The following is a 21,406-nucleotide window of genomic DNA, read 5'->3' on the forward strand; positions in this document are numbered from 1 at the left end:
ACGGTTGGGGAAACGGGCCCGGCTGGGGTGGCGGCCACGGCTGGGGTTGGGGAAACGGCTGGGGTTGGGGAAACGGCTGGGGAAACGGCAACGGCTGGGGATGGAATCCCGGCTGGTGGAACCTACCCGGCTGGGGTGGCTGGGGCAGCTTCTAGCGCCGGTGATCGAGCCCGGACACGCACTGCGTGCCGGGCTCGGCCGCATCGAATACCACTCATGTGGAGCCAGATTCGACCAACTGGGCTGGGGCTGGTAACGAGATGAAGATAATGTGCGTCGGTGGCGGGCCGGCCGGGTTGTACTTCGCTATTTCGATGAAACGGCGTGACCCGGCCCATGACATCACGGTGATCGACCGTGATCCTCGCGGGTCCACTTATGGCTGGGGCGTCGTGTATTGGGACGACCTGCTGGACATTCTGTACCGGAATGACCCCGACAGCGCCCAGGCGGTGCGTGCCGGGTCGGTCCTATGGCGTGAACAGGCAATCCACTTGCGCGACAACCAGACCGCACATTTCGGGGGCTACGGGTTCAGCATGGGGCGCGGGGCATTGCTCGACGTACTTTCGCGACGGGCGAGCGACCTGGGCGTCGATGTCCAGCACGGGCGAGAGGTCCACGATCTGTCCGGCTTCGACGACATCGATCTCATCGTCGCCTCCGACGGCGCGAACAGCCGGGTACGGCAGCTGGGTAATCACCGTTTCGGCACGTCCGTCAGATTCGGCGAGAATCGATATATCTGGCTCGGTACGGACAAGGTCTTCACCCGATTCACCTTCGCCTTCGAACACACCTCGGCCGGTTGGATCTGGTTCCATGCCTACCCGTCGGTTGCCGACAGAATCAGCACCTGCATCGTCGAGTGCCAACCGCAGACGTGGCATGGACTGGGATTCGATTCCCTGGACAACCTGGAGAACCTGCGTGTTCTGGAGAACATATTCTCGCGCCCGCTCGACGGTCACTCGTTGATCAGCAAGACGCGCGGCGAGTTCGCGAGGTGGAGCCGCTTTCCCGAAGTAACCAACACGACCTGGTATCACGACAACGTGGTGTTACTCGGCGATGCAGCGCACACGACGCACTTCACCATCGGCTCGGGCACCCGGTTGGCAATCATCGACGCTGTCGTACTCGCACAGAACCTGTACGAGCATGCCGAGGTCGCCGACGCGCTGGAGAACTACGATGCGCAGCGGCGCGCTGCTCTGCGCCCGATACAGGCCGCCGCCCGTACCAGCATGGTCTGGTTCGAACACGCCGACCGGTATCTCGACAGCAGTGCCGTGCAGTTCGCCTATGCGATGTCGGTTCGGCACGGGCTGCAAATGCCGTGGCGGTATCAGCTACACCTGCTCACACAGGTACCCACGGTGCGCAAGATCCGGCGTGCCATCGACTCCGGACAGCGGTGGCGGCGGGCTGCCCGACGGGGGGAACTCGCGATGGCACTGCCCTCGCCACGACGCCCACCCGAACCGATCTCGATCGATCGGTCAATGTTCTGATCCCCGTACGAGCCGCTAACTCGCCGGTTCGGCGTCCTTCTTGTCCGCGTGGCCGAGCGAGCGGCCGGGCGCCACCCGGTCGCGGACACGCTGCTTGAGGATGGCGATATCGGGAAAACCGCCGTCGGTCTTGCGTTCCCAGATCTGATCGTCGTCGACGGTGATGCGGAAGACGCCGCCCTCGCCGGGAATGAGGGCGACCTCGGACAGATCGGTGGCGAAGGTGGTGAGCAACTCCTGAGCCATCCAGCTCGCGCGGAGCAGCCAGCGGCACTGCGTGCAGTATTCGATCGCGACGCGGGGCATGTCCGAGACCCTACCGGGCGGGCCCCGCGCGGCCGTTGGAGCGGGCCCGCTCATGGCCCGGATCTGTCGGTGCCCTCGGATACAACTTTGCTCAACCGAGGAAGGGGGATGGATGACCACCGCTTGGACCGCCGATCACGTCGGCTCACTCGCGCCGGACGCCGCATCGCTGACCGCCGCGCGCAAGCTGCGTGGCAAGTGGAGCGGCACCGGCATTCACGACACCGCGCTGTGGGGGCTGTGCCAGGGCAGCGGCAGCCGACCGTATCGGACCATCGTGGATCTGTCGGGGCCCGCGTACAAATGCACCTGCCCGAGTCGCAAGTTTCCGTGCAAACACGCACTGTCCCTACTGCTGTCGTGGAGTGCGGGTGACGTGCCCGCCGCGGACACCGTGGCCGATTTCGCCGCCGACTGGCTGGGTGGCCGGGCCACCCGCGCCGCCGCGCAGGCCGCGCCCGAGGCCAAGCCCGCCCGCGGTGCCGGGGCCACCGCCGATCAGCGCCGTGCCCGGGTCACCGCGGGCCTGGCCGATCTGGATATCTGGCTCACCGACCAGGTGCGCACGGGCCTCGCGCAGTCGGACCGGTCGATCCGGGCCTTCGAAACGGTGGCGGCCCGCATGGTCGACGCGCAGGCTCCCGGAGTAGCCGCTACCCTGCGCCAATTACCGCTCACCACCACCCATTCCGAATGGCCTCGGCTACTGCTGCGCGAATACGCCCGCCTGCACCTGCTGACGGCCGCGCACGCCCGTCTCGACACCCTCTCCCCCGGCCTGCGCGCCAGCGTGCGCACCCACATCGGGTACCCCACGTCGGCCGACACGGTCCGCACCGAACCCGCGGTCCGTGACCGCTGGCTGGTCCTGGGCATCCGAACCACCACCGAGGACGGCCTCTACACCCGCCGAGTCTGGTTGCGCGGCCGCACATCCGGCCGCTGGGCCCTGCTCGTCGACCACCACTACGGCAGCCCCGCCTTCCCGAACGACACCCCGGCCCCCGGCTTCCAGGTGGACGCGAACCTCCACTTCTACCCGAGCGCCACACCCCTGCGCGCCCTGTGGGGCGACCGCCACGACGACATCCCCGAACCCTTCACCACCATCCCGCTGCGTACGGCCGGTTCCCTGGACGACGACGTCGCAGGCGTCCGAGGCGAAGGCAACAACCAGAACGGCACCATTGCCGCTGCTCTCGCCGAGCAGGCGCGGGCGTTGGGGGCCGATCCGTTTCTGCGATCGTGGCCGGTGCTGCTGGCCGAGGTCGTGCCTGTTCGGGGTGAAAAGGGCTGGTACATCCTGGAATCCGGCGGCGATGCGCTGCCGGTGTCGACCGCCGAAGGTGAGCCGTGGCGACTGCTCGGGCTCTCCGGTGGGCATCCGGTCACGGTGATCGGCGAGTGGACGGTGGACGGGTTGGTGCCGGTGGCGGCGCTCGCCGCCGGGGGCATGGTGGATGTCGGTGTGGTGCAGGGGAATCCGATGCCGATACGGGGTGGAGTCGAGGATGCCGGGAGTGCCGAGCTGGTTTCGGCGGCGCTCGTCGGTACGGCGCGACGTCAGGCCGACCTGTCGGGATTGGCGTCGCCGGTCGCCGCCGCGACGACCGCGTTGACCGGGGATCGGGCCGCGGTATTGCTGGAATCGATGGCGCTGCAGGACTGTTTCACACGCGGCGGCGTATCGGCCACCTCGGCGGAGCGCAGCGAGGTCGCAGCCGATGACGAGCGGCGGTTGCTGCCGGTCGCGGCGGGTGCGCGGCTGACCCACATGCTGGCCGACAATTCGCCGTTCCTCGACGAGTGGTTCGCGCTGGCCGGGCCGCGGGACTTCCGCGCTCCGGACGGAATGGTCAGCGGCCTGCTGGATCGGGCCAAAGCGCTGGCGTCGCATCGGGAATCGCTGCTGCGGCTGGCGGGTGCGCGGGGTCGCTGGCTGGCCGCGCAGCATCCCGGCTGGAAGTCGCTGGTGCGGGCCGCCGCCGAGGACGAAAGCGTGTGGTCGCACGGCCGGGCGGCGGAGCGGCGCAGCTGGCTGTCGCAGCTGCGGCAGCGGGATGCGGCGGCCGCGCGGGCGGCGCTGGCGGGATCCTGGGGCACCGAGTCCGGGCCGGGCAAGGCGGAACTGCTGGCGGTGCTCGCGGACGGGCTCTCGCTCGACGACGAGGCGCTGCTGGAGACCGCCCTCGACGACCGGCGCGCGGAGGTGCGCCGGCTGGCCGCGGATCTGCTGGGGCGGCTGCCGGATTCGGCCTTCGCGCGGCGGATGGCCGACCGGGCCGCGGCCTGGCTGAGTTTCGGTTCCCGGCCGGTGCGCCCGCAGCTGGTCACCACCGGCCCGGGCGTCCTCGACGAGGCGGCCCGGCGCGACGGTGTCGGAGATTCCTTCGGCTACACCGCCTATCACGCCGACGGCGCCCCCGATCTGTCCATCGAATGGCTGCACCGGGTGGTGGCCGCCACGCCGCTGCGGCACTGGGAGCGGTTGGTCGGCCCGGCCGAGGAGGCGCTGCGGGTGCCCATGGCCGAGGGCATGCGCGGCCCCATGATCGCGGGATGGTCGGATGCCGCACTGGCACAAAGGAATCCGGAGTGGGCGCGGGCGCTGTTCGGGGCCGTCTCCGGTGCGGACGCCCGCGACGCCGACACCGACAAGCTGCGCGAGCTGTTCGCGCTCCAGCCAGAGGCCGATCAGGTGCGCTACCTGCGCGGCCTGGATTCCAGCTGGCTGGCCGAGATCGAATCCATGCTGCGCGCCATGCCGCATCCGTGGCCCGGCCCGATGGCCGAGCACGTGCTGCGGCTGCTCACCGAACGCGCCCAGCTGTGCGCCGACCGGCCGGGTGCGCCCAGCCTGGTGCCCGGCTCCTATCGGACGCTGTTCCGCGCGGCGTCCACTCACTTCCCGGTGGCGGTGGCGGGCATGGTGTCCGGTATCGCCCGCCGATGCGCGGATCCGTACTGGGAGCAGGCCTTCGACCAGCTCGCCCACGACCTCATCGACCGCAAGACAATGCTCGAGGAGCTGCAGTGACCATGACTCAGGAACGGGACGCCCTGCTGCGCCCGCACGCCGAACAGGCCTTCGCCGACGAACTGAAGGCCCTGGCCGCCACCGACGACCGCCCGCGTCCGCCCTCCTGGAAGCTGTCGCCGTGGGCGGTGGTCACCTACCTGCTGGGCGGCACGCTGGCCGACGGCACCGTGATCACCCCCAAGTACGTGGGCCCGCGCCGGCTCATGGAGGTCGCGGTCGCCACCCTCGCCACCGATCGCGCCCTGCTGCTCATCGGTGTGCCCGGCACCGCGAAAACGTGGGTGTCGGAACACCTTTCGGCCGCCGTCGCGGGGCATTCCACGCTGCTGGTGCAGGGCACCTCCGGCACCGCCGAGGAGGCCATCCGCTACGGCTGGAACTACGCCCGGCTGCTGGCCGAGGGTCCGAGCGAAGCCGCGCTGGTGCCCTCGCCCATCATGACCGCCATGCGCACCGGCTCCATCGCGCGGCTCGAGGAGCTCACCCGCATCCCCTCGGACGTGCAGGACGCGCTGATCACGGTGCTGTCGGAGAAGACGCTGCCGGTACCGGAACTGGGCATGGAGGTGCAGGCGGCCAAGGGCTTCAATGTGATCGCCACCGCCAATGACCGCGACCGCGGCGTCAACGAACTCTCCTCCGCGCTGCGCCGCCGGTTCAATACCGTGGTGCTGCCGCTGCCGGCCGGCGAGGACGAGGAGGTCTCCATCGTGACCCGCCGCGTCGAACAACTCGGCGCCGCACTGGAATTGCCCGCCGTCCCCGCGGCGGCCGAGGAGATCCGGCGCGTGGTGCGGGTCTTCCGCGAACTGCGCTCGGGCATGACCGAGGACGGGCGCACCAAACTCAAGTCGCCGACGGGCACGCTGTCGACGGCCGAGGCGATCTCGGTGATCACCAATGGCATCGCGCTGGCCGCGCACTTCGGCGACGGCGTGCTGCGGCCCGCCGATATCGCGGGCGCGGTGCTGGGCGCGGTGGTCAAGGATCCGGTCGCCGATCAGGTGGTGTGGACGGAGTATCTGGAGGCCGTGGTGCGCCAGCGCCCCGACTGGGCCGACTTCTACCGGGCGTGCCGTGAGGTGCACCAATGACCACCGCCATCGCGGTGCCGACCGAGGCCGGAGTATCGACCGAGACGCGGGTGTTCGGCATCCGCCACCACGGGCCGGGTTCGGCGCGCTCGCTGGCACTGGCGCTGGCACGGTTCCGGCCGGACGCCATCCTCATCGAGGGGCCGTCCGACGCCGATCCGCTCATCGGTTACCTTGCGGCCGAGGGGATGTCGCCGCCGGTGGCGCTGCTCGCCTATCAGCCCGACAGCCCGGCCGAGGCCGCGTTCTGGCCCTTCGCGACCTTCTCGCCGGAGTGGGTGGCGCTGCGGTACGCGGTGGACAACGGTGTGGCCGTGGGCTTCTGCGATCTGCCCGCGACTGTCGCGCTCGCGGTGGCGGACGAGCCCGGCGACCGGACCGATCCGCTGGCCATCCTGGCGGCCGCCGCCGGGTACGACGACGCCGAACGCTGGTGGGACGCCATCGTCGAATCCGCCTCGGACGCCGACATCTTCGCTGCCGTCAACGAGGCCATGGGAGCCCTGCGGGAGCACGCAGACCACCTGGACGGTGCGCCCGCCGACCGGGGATCCGATTCTGCTGTCCCGGTCGAGGGATCCGGGACAGCGGAGGAGGACGAACCGCTCCCAGAGGACGAGCAGGTATCGATCGAATCGGTGCGGATCACGGTGGACGCGCACACGTTGCAGCGTGAGGCGCACATGCGGCAGATCATGCGAAAGGCCTTGAAGGACGGCGCACAGCGGCTGGCAGTGGTGTGCGGCGCATGGCACGCGCCGGCCCTGGAGGGCAAACTGGGCCCGGCGGCGGCCGATGCCCGGATCCTCAAGGGCATGCCGAAGAGCAAGGCCACGCTGACCTGGGTGCCGTGGACGCATTCGCGGCTGGCGAGCTCGTCCGGCTACGGCGCGGGCATCACCTCGCCGGGCTGGTACCACCACCTGTTCACCGAGACCGAGCAGCCCATCGCCCGGTGGCTGACCAAGGTGGCGAGCACGCTGCGGGCCCACGATCTGCCGGTGTCCAGCGCGCACATCATCGAATCCGTCCGGCTGGCCGACACTCTCGCGACCCTGCGGGGGCGACCGCTGGCCGGGCTGTCGGAGGTCACCGAGGCCACCCGATCGGTGCTGTGCGACGGCGACGAGACGCTGTTGCGGCTGGTCAGCACGGAATTGGTGGTGGGCGAGGCACTGGGGACGGTCCCGAACGGGACGCCGACGGTGCCGCTGGAGGCGGATCTGCGGGCCCAGATCAGGACGCTGCGGCTGAAGCAGCAGGCCCTGGAACGCACGGTGGATCTGGATCTGCGCACCGATGGCGGGCTGGCGAGATCGCGCCTGCTGCACCGGCTTCGGCTGCTGGGCATCGGGTGGGGCAAGCTGACCGACAGCCAGGTGCGCAATACCGGCACCTTCCGGGAGACGTGGACGCTGCGGTGGCGGCCCGAGCTGGCGATCTCGATCGTCGAGGCGTCGCGCTGGGGTACCACGCTGCAGTCGGCGGCCGAGGCGAAAATCCTTGATACCGCGCAGGATCCGGACGCGACGGTCGGGCCGGTGGCATCCGCGCTGGAGGAGGCGCTGCTGGCCGATCTCGGCGGGGCCACCGATGGGCTCATCGCGAGGCTGGAATCGGTTGCGGCGCTGGATCACGACGTCACCCATCTGATGTCCGCGCTGCCCGGATTGCTGCGGATCGTGCGATACGGCGATGTGCGCGGCACGGACAGCGCGGCGCTGACCCGGGTGGCGGACAGTCTGCTGGTTCGCAGTTGCGCGGGTCTGCCGGGCGCGGTGACCGGGCTGGGTGCCGACGCGTCCGCCGCGCTGCGGGCTCAGATCGATGCGGTGCATCTGGCGCTGTCGGCTCGCGACAACGAATGGGCCACCGGGACTTGGCTGTCCACGCTGGAGACTCTCGCCGACCGCGATGACGTCAACGGCGGGATCGTCGGGCGCGCGGTCCGCCTGCTCTGCGATGCCGAGCGCATCGACGGCGCGGAATCCGGACGCCGACTATCCGCGGCGCTGTCGGTCGGGCGCACCGCTCCCGACAAGGCGGCCTGGATCGACGGCTTCCTGGGCGGGCGCGGGCTGCTCCTGGTCCACGACCGAAACCTGTTGTTGCTCATCGACGATTGGCTGTGCCGGCTCGACGAGGCGCAATTCGTCGCCACCCTGCCCCTGCTGCGCCGGACCTTCGGAGCGTTCGAATCCGGCGAGCGGCAGGCCATCGGCCAGGCCGTACGGCACGGCGCGCCAACGGCTTCGGCCAGCGGCGGCACCGACTACGACACCGGTCGCGGCGAGCTCGCCATACGCGGGGCGGCCGAGATCCTCGGAGTGGCGGGATGACTGCACATCGAAACCGGCGCGTTGCCGAACGTTCCCACCCCGACCGGGAGCGCGGTCCGGGCACGGGCGCCGCTCGCGAGGGCGAATCGACTGGGACGCAATGGTCTTCGTGGCGGGCACAACGCTACGAGTTGAACAGTTCGAGGGGATTGTCATGAACGAGATCGACGAGGCGCAGGGGCGGCGGTGGCGGCTGGTGCTCGGCAGCGCCGGTGAGGCCGGGCTCGGGGGCGGCGGGCTGGGCAATGCCGACGATCAGGCGATGGATCGGGCGCTGGGGGCGCTCTACGATTCCGGCGGGCAGGGCGGGAGCGGGCGGCGCTCGGGCGGGCTCGGAGGTTCCGCGCCGCAGGTGTCGCGGTGGCTGGGCGATATCCGCCGGTACTTCCCGTCGACGGTGGTGGAGGTGATGCAGCGGGACGCGGTGGATCGGCTCAACCTCACCGAATTGCTGCTCGAGCCCGAGCTTTTGGAGGCGGTCGAGCCGGATGTGCATCTGGTGGGGACGCTGCTGAGCCTGAACCGGGTGATGCCGGAGACCACCAAGGCCACCGCCCGCATGGTGGTGGAGAAGGTGGTGAAGGAGATCGAGCGGCGGATCGCGGCGGCGACCGTAGCCGCCGTGGGCGGAGCGCTGAACCGGGCGGCGCGGGTGTCGCGGCCGAAGCTGCGGGATATCGACTGGGACCGGACCATTCGCAAGAACCTGGCGAACTATCTGCCCGAGCATCGGACCGTGGTGCCCGAACGGCTGGTCGGGTACGGGCGCAAGGCGCAGGCGGTCAAGCGGGATGTGGTGCTGGCCATCGACCAGTCGGGATCCATGGCGTCGAGCGTGGTGTACGCCTCGGTGTTCGGCGCGGTGCTGGCGTCCATGCGGTCGCTACGTACCTCGCTGGTGGTCTTCGATACGGCCGTCGTGGATCTCACCGAGAAGCTGGCGGATCCGGTGGAGGTGCTGTTCGGCACGCAGCTCGGCGGCGGCACCGATATCAATCGCGCCATCGCCTACTCGCAATCGCTCATCACCCGGCCGGCCGACACGCTGTTCGTGCTGATCTCCGACCTGTACGAGGGCGGCGTCCGCGCGGAGATGCTGCGGCGCATTCGTGCCATGAAGGAGGCCGGGGTGCAGGTGGTGGTGCTGCTGGCGCTCTCGGACGAGGGCGCCCCGGCCTACGACCGCGACAATGCGGCGGCGCTCACCGCCCTGGGTGTGCCCGCTTTCGCCTGCACTCCGGACCGCTTCCCCGACCTGCTCGCGGTGGCCCTGGATCGCGGTGATGTTGGGGCGTGGGCACACAAGGCTCTGCACTGCCAGACATAATGGGCACGCACCACGTGGAGAAACCACGCCACACGGTGCGCCTCGAGGATGGAACTGCCCAATGGTTCGCGGCCCGTCTCGTTCTGGACTGAGCGGAGCGGGGGAGCGAAGCGGAGGAGCGGAGGGAGGGAAGAACGAGACCTCCAGGGCCGCGAACCCGCCCGGAGCGAAGCGGAGGGCACATTAGATACAGGGAGCTGATTTGCGCTCTGGTGATGTGTTCGCCGGTTACGTCATCGAACGCGAGCTCGGTCGCGGCGGCATGGGCTCGGTGTATCTGGCCAAGCATCCGCGGCTGCCGCGCATGACGGCGCTGAAGCTGCTGAATCAGGAGATGTTCGCCGACGACGAGATTCGCGCCCGCTTCATCCGCGAGGCGGATCTGGTCGCCCGGCTGGACCACCCGAATATCGTCACCGTGTACGACCGCGGTGACGAGGGCGAGCAGCTGTGGATCTCGATGCAGTACATCGACGGGATCAACGCCTCCTCGATCACCCCCGGCACGCTGCCGCCGCTGCGCGCGGCCCAGATCATCGGTGAGACCGCCAAGGCGCTCGACTACGCGCACGGCCTGGGCGTCCTGCACCGCGATGTGAAGCCGGCCAATATCCTGCTGGCCCGCTCGTCGTCCAAGACCGGCTCCGGCGAACGCGTCTACCTGACCGACTTCGGCATCGCCCGCCTGCGCGACGACACCGGCCACCTCACCCAGACCGGCACGGTCACCGCCACGCTCGCCTACGCCTCGCCCGAGCAGTTGACCGGCGCGTCCCTCGACGGCCGCTCCGACCAGTACTCCCTGGCCTGCACGCTGTTCCAACTCCTCACCGGCACAGTCCCGTTCGAGGGCACCAGCCCCGCCGCGGTCATCCGCGGCCACCTCCAGCAGCCGCCGCCGCCCGCGAGCCCGCTCCGCCAAGCCCTCCCGCGCACCATCGACGCGGTCCTCACCAAGGCGCTCTCCAAGCGTCCGGCCGACCGGTACCGCTCGTGCGTCGAATTCGCCACCGCCGCCGAACGCGCCCTCCAGGCACCCCGTACCGCCGCGCCCCCGCGCCCGCCGACCCCCGCCCATCCGCAGCCCGTCGTCGCCCCGCGCCCACCGACCCCCGTCCGGCCGCAGCCGATCATCCAGCAGGGGCCCACCCCGACTCCGTCCACTCCGCGCCCACTCGTGGGCCCGGGCCCGGCGTATACGAACCAGGGCCAGGCTCCGTCCTACCCCAACCCGTCCCCGGCATACCCGGCCCCGCCGACGTCGAACCCGTCCTTCCCGAACCAGCCGATTCCGAATCAGCCGCCATCCACCCCGGCCTACCCGAATCAACCAGCCCCCCAAACCTTCTCGAACCCGGCGGTCGCACCGGCTCCCACGTACAATCCGCCGTCCTACGCACCACGAACCACCCCACCCCCCACCTACGCTCCCCCGCAACGCAATTCGAATACGACGGCCTGGCTGATCGCCGCCATCGTCACGGTCCTGGTCATCGTCATCATCGTGATCGCCGTGATCATCAAGAGCAGCAAGTCCAAGGCCGATGCCCCCCAGCCCCCGGACACCATCGTCACCCTCGCCTTCGCAGACGCCCTGACCCCCGACAACGCCCTGGGCGACAAGCCCTTCCGCATCACCCTCTGAACCGGCCCTGCCGGTCAACCGAGTTCCATCACCGGCAGGGACCGCCCGCCCGACGCGACGTCGACCTGCCATCGGTCGAGCAGCGGCCGGCACCGGTAGGTGTCACAACGGCCGGCTTCGATGACGCATCTCAGAAATTCTGTGGTCAGGTGCGCGATCGCGTGGTCAGACTGCAGCGGTGGCGACAACGGAAAGGGTTGGGCGGGCTCCGATCCGGGTCCAGGCGACCGGGTGGGCTCTGACCTCATGGGTGCTGTTCGCGAGTTCCGGGCCGCTGGCCAAGGCGGTGATGGTGACAGGCTGGTCCCCGGCGGCGGTGACTTCGGTTCGGATCACATTGGCAGCAGTACTGCTCGTCCCGGTGGTTGCCGTGTTGCGGCCGCGGACGCTGAGGTTCCGCCGTGCCGATCTGTGGTTGCCGCTCGGCTATGGGGTGCTCGGTGTCGCCGGGGTGCAACTGTTGTTCTTCGTTGCGGTGGCCCGGGTTCCAGTTGCGGTAGCGATGGTGCTGGTCAACCTCGCGCCCGTGCTGGTCGCGCTGTGGGTGCAGACAGCACGGCACACTCGGCTGCGCGCGCCGGTTTGGCTGGGCATCGGATTGGCGCTGACCGGCTCGGCCTTGGTCGCACAGCTCTGGCAGAGCTCTCACCTGGACATGCTCGGAATTGCCGCAGGTCTGGGCTCGGCGATCTGCTCGGCCGGATACTTCCTGCTCGGCGAACACGGTGCCGGCAGGCACGATCCGGCCGGGCTGACTGCCCTAGGGTTGGCCATCGGCGCGGTGGTGGTGGCAACGTTCACCCCGCCGTGGACGCTGCCCGCCCACCTGCTCACGGCCCCCGCCGCATTGGGCCGTCTGCAAGCCCCGGTGTGGCTGGTACTGCTGGCTCTGTCCGTGGCCGGCACCGCGCTGCCCTACCTGGCCGGACTTCGAGCCCTCCGCGACCTGCCCCCAGCCCCGGCGAGCGTGCTGGCCGTGGTGGAACCGCTGGTCGCCGCCGTGCTGGCCTGGCTACTGCTCGGCCAGTCGCTCGGGCCGGCGCAAATAGCCGGGGCGGCGATCATGCTGATCGGCGCAATATTCGTGCAGCTGAACACCCTGAGGTAGGACGTGAAATAACGAATTCTCGTGATGTGGTGGGGTGGTCTTCAGCGGAAGTATTCATGTCATGAGCAGCACAGAGATTCGCAACTCCCGCCCGACCGTTCTCGTCACCGGAGCGACCGGAAGCGTCGGTCGTCACCTTGTTTCCACCCTCCTCGCTCGCGGCGTCGCGGTCCGCGCGCTGACCCGTAAGCCCGAGGACGCGAACCTGCCCGAAGGGGTCGAGGTCGTCGCAGGCGATCTCGCTGACGCCTCGACCCTCGGATCGCAGGTGTTCCAAGGCGTTGATAGCGCCTTCGTGTTCCCGGCGCGGGGCATCGATGTATTCATGGACGCGGCCGTCGCCGCTGGAGTGCACCGCTTCACGGTCTTGTCCTCGCTGGCCGCGGCGATGGAATTCCCCCGCGACCACGGCTCGGCGAGCCAGCTGCACCACAGCGCCGTCGAAGCCGCCGTCACCGAGCGCACCGACGGGTGGACGATCCTGCGCCCCGGCACCTTTGCCAACAACCTGCTCGAATGGCGGTGGCAGATCAGCTCGGGTGCGCCGATCCGGGCACCGTACCTGGCCTCCGCTCAGGCCCCGGTCCACGAATTCGACGTCGCCGAGGCCGCGGCCGAGACCCTGCTGTCCGACGATTACATCGGCCAGATCATCCCGATCACCGGCCCGCAAGCGCTCACCCGCACCGAGCAGGTCGCCACGCTCAGCGCCACGCTCGGCCGGCAGATCCCGCTGATCGAGATCACCGCCGACGAATTCCGGTCCGAGACAGCGCAATTCATCCCCGAACCGATCATGAAGATGCTGCTCGACTACTGGAGCGACACCCTCACCACCCCCGACCGGGCACGTCCCGCCACCACCGTGACCGGCAAGCCCGGACGAACCCTCGCCGAATGGGCCGAAGACCACCGCACCGACTTCGGCGCTTGACCACCCCACCGACAAGGGGCATCCGAACACCAAAACCCGTATCTACCAGACTGTTACGGCATATCCGCCCAAATTGGGCGGACGTGCTGTCGGTCGTGACGCCGGGTCCACCCGAGCGACACCGCGAGATCACCAGTTTTATCGTGACGCCGGAACCTGTGTTCCGGTCGGAAACCCGATGGGCGTGGAGTTGCCGCGAGCCCGCAACGGACCATTTTCATCATCGTTGGCGTTGGGGCCATCCGGAGCGACCCGGCTTCAAGTCAGGTGTTCGTGGTCCCCAGCCGACGTACTGCGGATCAGTCCCTCTGCTGCCGAAAACTGAGTAAGAATCCGAGGAGACCGCTCAACGCATAGCCGGCCGCCCATACCGAAATCACAATGAGAACAACGAACAGCGGTAGCCAGCTGCTCTTGTGATGATCGACGCCCCACCAGACTCCCGTAAACACAATCGCGCTGATGAACAGCAAGATGTCGCGCAAGCCGGCGCGATAGGACGCGGCCGCCCTGCGTAGCGGCCGGTACCGGTGGACAGTTGCGACCAGGTCGTCGATGCGGCTATCGATGCTCCGCTGGAGTTCAGCTCGCCGCTCCACCTCCTCCGGAGGTAGGCGGTCCAATAGGTCCATATCCTGCGTGATTCCCTTGCGGACATCGGGGCCCTTCAGATATCCCGCCGCCGCACCGAGAGCCAATCCACCAGCGACGGGCGCCAGCCCCAGGGCAAAGTCAGCGAGAGCGGCCATACCTTGGTCTCCTTTCGACCTCGATGTACCTGGTCATGCTGGACCATATGTTTGCTACGCATTGCGACGTGAGGGGCCAAAAGTGACCGAATTGGATTCCTCCGGTCATTACGTGCACCGGCGACCGGAACCTACCTTCCAGCCGCCGGACTTCAGAGAGCCTCTGCGCACGCAACTAGCAGCACAAATGGGTCACGTGCGATTGAGACCAACTTGGGACCACACGTCATACCCTTGCACAAAAATTCCGAACTCAGCCGACGGCGGCGACTATCCAGCCATGTCCGGCCTTGGGCTTGTTCCAAAGGAACGGAGTCACACAAATCGTTCCATAGTGGTCATCATCCTCGCCGCGGTCCGGAACGGCAGCGAAAGATCCGCACGGTCCGCCGGGCTCGGCCGGACCAACCGCCACGCACCCGCGCTGGCCGGTTCGGTCAGCGCGGGGCGCGGCTGATGAGCGGACATTTGTACCTGCATGGCCAGATCATGGTTTTCCAGATCCGATTGCTACGCCCGATTCCACGATTCGAGGGGCTATCTCACAGGGAGTCTGGATCGATATGGATCGGCAGAGCACCTGTCCGCCAGACGATCCGCAGCCTCAACTCCGACAACCTCCACCCAGCATCGGTTCGGACCGCAGTTCCTTCGAACACACCTCCCGCCAGAAAGTGTGATTCGAGCGCGGCAGGATCGTTGGCTCCAGCGCCCCACAAGTGCATGGCGGTCAAGTTCGCCCGCAACCGAGCCGAATCACCCTCGACATCGATCAGATAGTCGGAGGTGACATGGTGGGTCGCACGGAACATGCTCACCGCTTTGGCCTGCTGAACAGCGATCTCGTCACGACCGACACGAGCTATCCCTGTCGGGCTCACCCACCGGCCATCCTCGGCGAACACAGCATCGACCAGCGCCTGGTCCACGCGTTGCTCATCGACAGCGCTGTAGTAGCGGCTGACCAAACTGCTGATCTGGGCACGATCATCGGCCTCAGGTATCGAAGTTGACATGCCTGCACTGTCCCCGCCCCACCTTGCACGGGACATGCACCGCACTTGCACTGCCACGCAAGCAAACTGGAGTCGGCTCGCTGACCGATCGGCTCCTACGAACCGAAGTGTTGTTGTACTACAACCCGGGATCGGGTACGACGGGAGAGGCGCCGACGGGCCCGGCATCGGCTGGGACCTCCACGAACTCCGCCACTCCGGCCTCACCCACCTCGGCGAATCCGGTCTCGCGCAAGCTTCCCACCGCTCGAATGGTGTCCTGCCCAAAGTGGCCTGAACTCATCTGGTCGGTGCCTGCTGCCATGTCAGTGATGGCCTCCGTCATGCAGGGAGCCACCACGCCCTGCAATCGGCCATAGCGCACGTTCTGCACCGCACCCGGTTCCGGCTGCCGGCGCCCCGCGATGGCCGGTTCGGTCACCGCGGTACGCGGCAACAGCATGTTCCCGTAGCGCTGTTGTCGCGAGATTCAGCAGGAGGTTTCGGGTGCCGCTCCGGCCATCCGGCCAGGTCGATCTCGTTATGAAACGTGCCGTACAGGGTGTCGAACTCACGGCCTGGGGCCATGCTGATCTATCTGTCTGCCCGGCTGTGCGGTGTTGTCGCTGCCGCTTGTGTGTCGGGGCGACGCTGGGTGGACGGGGAATCTGCATTCGAGGTCGGTGCTCCATGATCGAGCATCAGCAGGTTGTGCAGACGCGGTCCCAGCATCGCGACCGTGGCCGTGATACCACCTGCGACGATGTAGTCGGTCGCGTGCACACCGCACCGGTCCAGCCACCACGTCACGGCCAACGCGACCACCAGCAGCACGGCCTTGGCCGTCATAAGGCGTGCGGGGCTGATCGGCAGGCCCGGCAGTCCCTTGGCGCGGGCGCGCCGCTTCAACAGCGCGGACACGATCGGCGCGACCACGAACAGCAGCACGCCGAAGCGCAGGGCGTGCTCGGTGATCGAGTGCCCGTGCTGCAGCGCCCACAGCCCGCCCATCACCAGACCGGCTGTGCGGTAGACACGTTCGATCCTCGACGTGGTGGGACGCCGTGATCTCGATGCCATCGCTCCTACCTCCCTGTTGATACGCCACGCCCGCTGCGGGACTTCAGTCATGATCACCTGTCGTTTCGTGACAGTCGGTGTGCTCAGCGCATATGGATCAGGACCATGGCGACGATGACGGCGACTGTTGCGGTGACCGCCGCCGCGACGAGCGGCATAGTAGTCGGTGCCAACGCGACACGGCCGTGTGGCAGAGGCAGGTGACACACCCAGATGGAAACTCGCCAAGGTCGAACACCGCTGGCAACCCAAACCCGACACACTCGGCTGACCATCGCCACCCACGCCGAACGCCCGGGTCGAGTCGGGCTTACCGACCCACTACCCGCAATGGCTCAGTTGGCGCCGGTGGGGATATCGGCGCCGCTCATCGAGCGGCTGGGTCGACCGTGCACGCCGACCGGGACGTCCCCGACGAGGGTGACCCGATGCATGAGCCGACGCTGGTCGCCGTAGTCGTCGACCGCACGATGCTGTGTGGCGCGATTGTCCCAGATGGCGACGTCGCCGGGCTCCCAGTTCCAGCGGATGGTGTGCTCGGGCAGGGTGATCCGATCCTGCAGCAAGGCCATCAAAGCCGCCGATTCGCGCGGTTCGAAGCCGACCAGATGCTGCGCGAACTGCCCCAGCAACAGCGCCCGCTCCCCGGTCTCCGGGTGTACCCGCACCACGGGGTGTTCGGTGCGAATGTCCGCCGCGGCGAATGCCTTCAGACGTTCACCGCGGACCGCGGCCAGCTTGAGGTAGTCGACACGGTTGCTGTGCTGTGCCCACAGTGAGTCGGCCAGCGTCGCGAGCGGAGTCGGGAGCGAGGAGTAGGCGGCGACGGTGGACGCCCACAGTGTGGTGCCGCCGAAGGCGGGCAGGATCACCGAGCGCAGAATCGACGCCTTGGGATAGTCCGGCATGAACGTCATGTCGGTGTGCCAGCGGATGGCCTTGACCCCCTGCTCGGAATCGATCGGCGTGACGTTGCCGCTCTGCAGCGCGTGGTGCGCCACAGGCGTGCCGAGGAGTTCGGCGAACGCGTACTGCTGATCGTCGTCGAGGTGGTGCTGTCCGCGGAAAAAGATCACCTTGTGTGTCAGCAGCGCCTGGTAGACGGCCTCGACCACGGCCGGGTCCAGATCGGCGCCCAACCGCACCCCATCGATGCGCGCTCCGATGTGCAGACCAAGTTTGTGAACGCTCACTGCGCTCATGTACGGCTCCTGTAATCGAATCCTCTGTTCATGGCATGACCCGGTCGGACCTACTGCAGCGCCGGATACCGATCCTCGACATCCGCCGCCGGGCCGGCCTCAATCCACTGCATCGCCGCAGCTGAGGGCACCTGCGGCACCCCGCTGCAGCCGACGCGTAATCGTCAGCACCGATCTTGGCCCTGTCATCGGAGCTGTGTGGTGCGGCGGACCGACCGGATCATCCCGCAAGGGTGCGGCGAAACTACCGCGCGCCTGCCGCCTATCTCGGTGACCGAGACCATTTGCCGGCCGCGCACCCCGGCTCGGCGCGGTCGTGGCGACCGGATTCCAGTCACCGATATGGCCGAACGGCGGCTTCGGGCGGCTCGAAACTTCGACGCCGGCACCACGGGGACCACTGGCCCGTGGGCCTCAACCCCAAAGCCTGAACCAAGGACCCAGTCGGGTGGCACCTACCCGCCACCTGACTGGTCAGCAGCGGGGTATCGGTGTTCGAGGTCCTCGCCATCGAGGACGAGGACGCGACTGTGGAGGCCGTCGGCAAGAACGCACCCGGCCGCTATCCGTTCCTGGCCCGCGCCGTGGAATTGGTTCCCGCCCAAAAGGACTGAGACCACGCCCTGCGAGCCAACGCCCGATTGGGAACGAACTGGACCCTGCACGATCTGCGGCGCACGGCCGCGATCAGGCTGGTTGGCGATCCGGTCATGACTTTGCCCGAGGTTCAACGCATTCTGCGCCACGCGAACTTGTCGACGCTGCCGCGGTGTTCACACTGCTGTCACGAATGATGACCAACGGCGCCGAGAACAGTGCTGTGAAAAGCGCGCTCACCGCCGCGGAATTCGACTTGCGCACCGCCGCACCGGAACTGGCAGCAGATCTCACCGGTCATGTCGCCTACCTGCTCGAGCGTGCACGCACCGCCGGAATTGTGCGGGACGACGTCACCGTCGAGGAGGCAATGGCACTCGTCGCCGGCGCCTTCGCCGCGATCCATCACGCCAACGCGCAAACCAACCCCGCCCGCTCGGCGCACCTCGCCAACATCATCCTCGACGGGCTACGCCCCGTCCCCGGAATGCGCCGGACACTCGAACAGTCAGGTAGTACTCGGGGCCAGCCGGAATTGTGCTCCCACAAGCCCTCTGGCTGGAGCCAGGACCAGTGGGCTCATGCGACCTCGACACCCGATCGCTTCTCGACGACCCATTCGAGTGCTCGCAGGTCCGCGTCGAGTTTTCGGAACAGCCAATAGGTGGCCACGAACGCGAGCGCGGTGATCCCGCACAACCACAACACCGAATTCGTGATGCGGACGCGCTCGTCCGGCTCGAGGTAGAGGAATCCGGTCAGCACGGCGACCAGGGGCACCGATGCGGCGATGCCGAGGTAGACCGTGCTTCGTCGGTGCAGTGCCCGGAGGCGGGCGGCATCGCGAACGGTCGTGTGCCCATAGCGCAGGTAGATCGGGTAGACGCAGCGGACGATGTAGAACGTCTGCAGGAAGAACATGTAGGAGACCGCGATCGCGCCGCACACCAGCACCAGCATCGCCGCGTGGGCCAACAGCCGCGGCGGACGAGCGGCTATCGCGCCGAGCAGGGCCACCCACACCCCCGCGCCGATCATCCAGAACAGCAGGGTGAACATCACGTTGAAGTCGGGCCAGAACAGGGTGCGCGAACGGATGCGGGCCAGCATCGCCTCGTCGTAGCGTCTGCCCGCGCGCAGGCCGCGGGGCACCGCGATCAGATGTCGGCACAGGTAGACCCAGCTCACGATGGCCAGCGGCCAGGCGATCAGATGGAAAGTGTTCGAGGCCTGGATGAGTTCCGAGTGGACGGCCCCTGACGGGCGCCCTCTGCCGAACTGCAAGCTCTGCCCGTACAGGTAGACCAACGCCGGTCCGACGCCGACCAATGCGATAAGCCACAGGATCGGGACGGGATGGCGCGAAAGCTGTTCTCGCCAGCTGTTCTCCGGTGGATAGACGAGGTCACGGGCCCGCGCGTCGAGGCACAGATCGAACTGCACAGCCAATTCCGATCCGCTGCCGTAGCGGTGCTCGCGGTCCGGTGACAGGCAGGTCAGCAGCACCTGCCGCAACGCCGCAGGGCAATCGGAGGGAACGTCGGACAGGTAGCGCGGATCGATGGGCCGGCGGCGCAGTTCGAGCATGCGGCCCAGCGACGTCTCCGACATGCCGGCGAACTCCTCGTCGGCGAACGGGACGCGTCCGGTGAGCAGCGCCCACAGCATGACGGCCAGCGCGTAGATGTCGCTGCGGGTGTCGAGGTCGCCGGCCGTCCCCGGTAGCTGCGGATGGCACGCTTCGAGCTGCTCGGGTGACATGTATTCCAGCGATCCGCCGAAGTACGCCAAGGGGCTGGTGCCCCGGATCTGTCGACTGAAGCTGACATTGAAGTCGGCGAGCTTGGGTATACCGTCGGCGCTGAGCAGCACGTTCGCCGGTTTGATGTCGCGATGCAGCACCCCGCGTCCGGCGGCGTGCCCGAGCGCGTCGGCGAGTCGGCGACCCAGCCAGGCGACCGTTTCCGGCCACGTCATCGCCGCGATCCGCGCCCGCACCGCCGTATCGGCAGGACGAACCTCGCCCTTGTCTTTCAGTACCCCGTCGATGGCATCGAGCAGCACCTGCCCGCTACGGGCACCCACCGGGGTCGATCGCAGCCGATTCAGGACATCGAGCAGTGTGCCGCCCGGCAGGTACTGCATGTAGAGCAGCTTGAGCTCACCGTCGGCGATCAGTCGCTGGTCGAAGATCCGCACGATGTATTCGTGGTCCAACTGGGCGAGGGTTTCCGGCTCGGTGCCGTGGTTGTGCGAAATCTTGACCGCGACCAGCCGCTGCATCGAGCGCTGCCGCGCGAGATACACGCGGGCGAACGCGCCCTCCCCGATCACCGTCAGCAGATCGAAGTCCCCGACCCGGTCACCCGGATTGATGGCCCCCAGGGCGACCTGCGCACTCGGGCGGGCAACCATCGTGCTGCGATATTCGATGGTGTCCAGAGCAACAGGAGATCGACCGATCTCCATGGGCACGGGCCCGGTGGCCGCAGGTTCGGTCGTCTCCGCCGCCACGACCGGCTGCGAGCTGCGACGCAGGGCGTGGTATTCCTCGTAGACCAGGTCCGCAGGGAGTGGGCCACTCCGCAACTCGGCGTACTGCTCGCAATATTCGGCGAGACGCTTGGGAAAGTGGTGCCGAACCCAGCGGTTCTCGAGATCGACCTTGATCAGCTCCACCAGCACCCCACGCCGGTCGGCATCGGCCTCGGGCAGGTACTTCGACAGGTCGGGAGGGCACCCGGATGCCGCCCACGCCTGCGAAAACCGGGCCACCGCCCCGGCGAGCGCCGTACGGCTCCGTTCGGCCGGATCGATGATCAGATCCTCGACGGACTCATACACCACATCGATACCCCGAAACGCGAATCCCCGAGGTGTGGCCCGACGCGAGGTTCGACAACCACACCGGAATATACGACACAGCCTTGGGTGCCATCCGCCTCACCGGCACCTCCAAAGCCTATCGCGCAACCATCGAGCACACACCAACATACGAGGCGGCAACAGCACCGACGGTAAGGCAGCGGACCGCCGAATGGTGCGCGTCCATCAGTGCGGGGAATCAGTCGCCCGGCGGTCGACTACTCGGCACCCAACGTCCTACATTGCCGCTACCCGCGCGGTTCGAAGCGTCCACACGGCGGCCTGGAAGATCAACGGCCTGAGCGACTCCCAACCGCCGGCAGTGCGCGCTCATGCTGATGTGCGGATAACCGCTGGCACCGGAGACGGAGCGTCGGTTGACTCAATACTGTGATCCCGATCGATACCCGACCATTGTTTCCACTCGAGCGGCGGGCGCTGCTGGAGTTGCTGCAATCGCTGGAAGCTGCCGACTGGGCGAAGCCGACCGTATGTCCCGGGTGGGATGTCCACGACGTCACGGCGCACATCGTGAACGACTACCTGCGGCGAGTCTCGGGTAGCCGCGATGCATACGGTGGCGCTGTGTTCGGAGAGGGTGAAACCTTGCC

General features: G+C 67.9%; 18 protein-coding genes. 11 read left to right on the top strand and 7 right to left on the bottom strand.

The features are described 5' to 3' along the window. Positions 1 to 185: 185 nt before the first annotated feature. The gene (locus tag ACIRRA_RS17580) at positions 186 to 1,514 is read left to right on the top strand and encodes an FAD-dependent monooxygenase (protein ID WP_402768653.1); all 1,329 of its coding nucleotides are present in this window, start codon (positions 186 to 188) and stop codon (positions 1,512 to 1,514) included. Between the two features lie 15 nt (positions 1,515 to 1,529). Here the strand turns inward: ACIRRA_RS17580 and ACIRRA_RS17585 are convergent, their stop codons facing one another. After that, the gene (locus ACIRRA_RS17585) at positions 1,530 to 1,820 is read right to left on the bottom strand and encodes a SelT/SelW/SelH family protein (protein ID WP_402768656.1); all 291 of its coding nucleotides are present in this window, start codon (positions 1,818 to 1,820) and stop codon (positions 1,530 to 1,532) included. A 112-nt stretch (positions 1,821 to 1,932) separates the two neighbouring features. Between ACIRRA_RS17585 and ACIRRA_RS17590 the strand changes: the two genes are divergently transcribed. The 7 genes from ACIRRA_RS17590 to ACIRRA_RS17620 all read left to right on the top strand — a co-directional run bounded on the left by ACIRRA_RS17590 (position 1,933) and on the right by ACIRRA_RS17620 (position 13,307). Continuing rightward, the gene (locus tag ACIRRA_RS17590; RefSeq protein WP_402768659.1) at positions 1,933 to 4,857 is read left to right on the top strand and encodes a DUF5691 domain-containing protein; all 2,925 of its coding nucleotides are present in this window, start codon (positions 1,933 to 1,935) and stop codon (positions 4,855 to 4,857) included. A gap of 2 nt (positions 4,858 to 4,859) precedes the next feature. Further along, positions 4,860 to 5,954, top strand: coding sequence for an AAA family ATPase (locus tag ACIRRA_RS17595; protein WP_402768760.1), 1,095 nt, complete (start codon positions 4,860 to 4,862; stop codon positions 5,952 to 5,954). Continuing rightward, a complete protein-coding gene (locus ACIRRA_RS17600) occupies positions 5,951 to 8,293 on the top strand; it encodes a DUF5682 family protein (protein WP_402768662.1) in 2,343 nt (780 codons plus the stop codon). Before ACIRRA_RS17595 ends, ACIRRA_RS17600 begins: the two co-directional genes overlap by 4 nt. Positions 8,294 to 8,447: 154 nt before the next feature. Continuing rightward, on the top strand, positions 8,448 to 9,620 hold the full coding sequence (locus tag ACIRRA_RS17605) for a VWA domain-containing protein (RefSeq protein WP_357001996.1): 1,173 nt from the start codon (positions 8,448 to 8,450) through the stop codon (positions 9,618 to 9,620). A gap of 202 nt (positions 9,621 to 9,822) precedes the next feature. Then, positions 9,823 to 11,265, top strand: a complete 1,443-nt coding sequence (locus tag ACIRRA_RS17610) for a protein kinase (RefSeq protein ID WP_402768666.1) — start codon at positions 9,823 to 9,825, stop codon at positions 11,263 to 11,265. Positions 11,266 to 11,443: 178 nt separating this feature from the next. After that, complete coding sequence (locus tag ACIRRA_RS17615) at positions 11,444 to 12,373, top strand: EamA family transporter (protein ID WP_402768669.1); 930 nt, start codon at positions 11,444 to 11,446, stop codon at positions 12,371 to 12,373. A gap of 61 nt (positions 12,374 to 12,434) precedes the next feature. After that, positions 12,435 to 13,307 (top strand): SDR family oxidoreductase, encoded by an 873-nt coding sequence (locus tag ACIRRA_RS17620; RefSeq protein ID WP_402768672.1) that lies wholly within the window; start codon positions 12,435 to 12,437, stop codon positions 13,305 to 13,307. A gap of 299 nt (positions 13,308 to 13,606) precedes the next feature. Here ACIRRA_RS17620 and ACIRRA_RS17625 read toward each other — a convergent pair whose 3' ends face one another. The 5 genes from ACIRRA_RS17625 to ACIRRA_RS17645 form a co-directional block, all read right to left on the bottom strand. Next, a complete protein-coding gene (locus ACIRRA_RS17625; protein WP_402768675.1) occupies positions 13,607 to 14,056 on the bottom strand; it encodes a hypothetical protein in 450 nt (149 codons plus the stop codon). A gap of 542 nt (positions 14,057 to 14,598) precedes the next feature. Next, complete coding sequence (locus ACIRRA_RS17630) at positions 14,599 to 15,072, bottom strand: nuclear transport factor 2 family protein (RefSeq protein ID WP_402768677.1); 474 nt, start codon at positions 15,070 to 15,072, stop codon at positions 14,599 to 14,601. A 118-nt stretch (positions 15,073 to 15,190) separates the two neighbouring features. Further along, positions 15,191 to 15,493 carry a hypothetical protein gene (locus ACIRRA_RS17635; RefSeq protein WP_402768680.1) on the bottom strand — a complete coding sequence of 101 codons (303 nt, stop codon included), beginning with the start codon at positions 15,491 to 15,493 and terminating at the stop codon, positions 15,191 to 15,193. A gap of 152 nt (positions 15,494 to 15,645) precedes the next feature. Further along, complete coding sequence (locus ACIRRA_RS17640) at positions 15,646 to 16,131, bottom strand: hypothetical protein (RefSeq protein WP_402768683.1); 486 nt, start codon at positions 16,129 to 16,131, stop codon at positions 15,646 to 15,648. 335 nt (positions 16,132 to 16,466) lie between these two features. Next, on the bottom strand, positions 16,467 to 17,333 hold the full coding sequence (locus ACIRRA_RS17645; RefSeq protein WP_402768686.1) for a TauD/TfdA dioxygenase family protein: 867 nt from the start codon (positions 17,331 to 17,333) through the stop codon (positions 16,467 to 16,469). Positions 17,334 to 17,824: 491 nt separating this feature from the next. On the opposite strand from ACIRRA_RS17645, the gene ACIRRA_RS17650 reads away from it, so the two are divergent. Then, positions 17,825 to 17,947, top strand: coding sequence for a hypothetical protein (locus tag ACIRRA_RS17650; protein ID WP_402768687.1), 123 nt, complete (start codon positions 17,825 to 17,827; stop codon positions 17,945 to 17,947). 155 nt (positions 17,948 to 18,102) lie between these two features. Beyond that, entirely contained in the window at positions 18,103 to 18,594 is a 492-nt protein-coding gene (locus ACIRRA_RS17655) for a hypothetical protein (RefSeq protein ID WP_402768690.1), read from the top strand. On the opposite strand, the gene ACIRRA_RS17660 is transcribed toward ACIRRA_RS17655, so the two are convergent. Then, positions 18,510 to 20,777 carry a protein kinase gene (locus ACIRRA_RS17660; protein WP_402768693.1) on the bottom strand — a complete coding sequence of 756 codons (2,268 nt, stop codon included), beginning with the start codon at positions 20,775 to 20,777 and terminating at the stop codon, positions 18,510 to 18,512. The genes ACIRRA_RS17655 and ACIRRA_RS17660 overlap by 85 nt on opposite strands. A 408-nt stretch (positions 20,778 to 21,185) precedes the next feature. Here ACIRRA_RS17660 and ACIRRA_RS17665 point away from each other — a divergent pair. After that, the coding region (locus ACIRRA_RS17665) for a maleylpyruvate isomerase N-terminal domain-containing protein (protein WP_402768695.1) at positions 21,186 to 21,406 on the top strand (221 nt) is incomplete at its 3' end.

The organism is Nocardia sp. NPDC101769 (genome assembly GCF_044766925.1).
Classification (GTDB): domain Bacteria; phylum Actinomycetota; class Actinomycetes; order Mycobacteriales; family Mycobacteriaceae; genus Nocardia.

Coding starts and splice junctions, on each gene's coding strand:
- ACIRRA_RS17640 (WP_402768683.1), bottom strand. CDS start 16,131: ATGGCATCGAGATCACGGCGTCCCACCACGTCGAGGATCGAACGTGTC.
- ACIRRA_RS17630 (WP_402768677.1), bottom strand. CDS start 15,072: ATGTCAACTTCGATACCTGAGGCCGATGATCGTGCCCAGATCAGCAGT.
- ACIRRA_RS17585 (WP_402768656.1), bottom strand. CDS start 1,820: ATGCCCCGCGTCGCGATCGAATACTGCACGCAGTGCCGCTGGCTGCTC.
- ACIRRA_RS17595 (WP_402768760.1), top strand. CDS start 4,860: ATGACTCAGGAACGGGACGCCCTGCTGCGCCCGCACGCCGAACAGGCC.
- ACIRRA_RS17605 (WP_357001996.1), top strand. CDS start 8,448: ATGAACGAGATCGACGAGGCGCAGGGGCGGCGGTGGCGGCTGGTGCTC.
- ACIRRA_RS17600 (WP_402768662.1), top strand. CDS start 5,951: ATGACCACCGCCATCGCGGTGCCGACCGAGGCCGGAGTATCGACCGAG.
- ACIRRA_RS17645 (WP_402768686.1), bottom strand. CDS start 17,333: ATGAGCGCAGTGAGCGTTCACAAACTTGGTCTGCACATCGGAGCGCGC.
- ACIRRA_RS17625 (WP_402768675.1), bottom strand. CDS start 14,056: ATGGCCGCTCTCGCTGACTTTGCCCTGGGGCTGGCGCCCGTCGCTGGT.
- ACIRRA_RS17620 (WP_402768672.1), top strand. CDS start 12,435: ATGAGCAGCACAGAGATTCGCAACTCCCGCCCGACCGTTCTCGTCACC.
- ACIRRA_RS17590 (WP_402768659.1), top strand. CDS start 1,933: ATGACCACCGCTTGGACCGCCGATCACGTCGGCTCACTCGCGCCGGAC.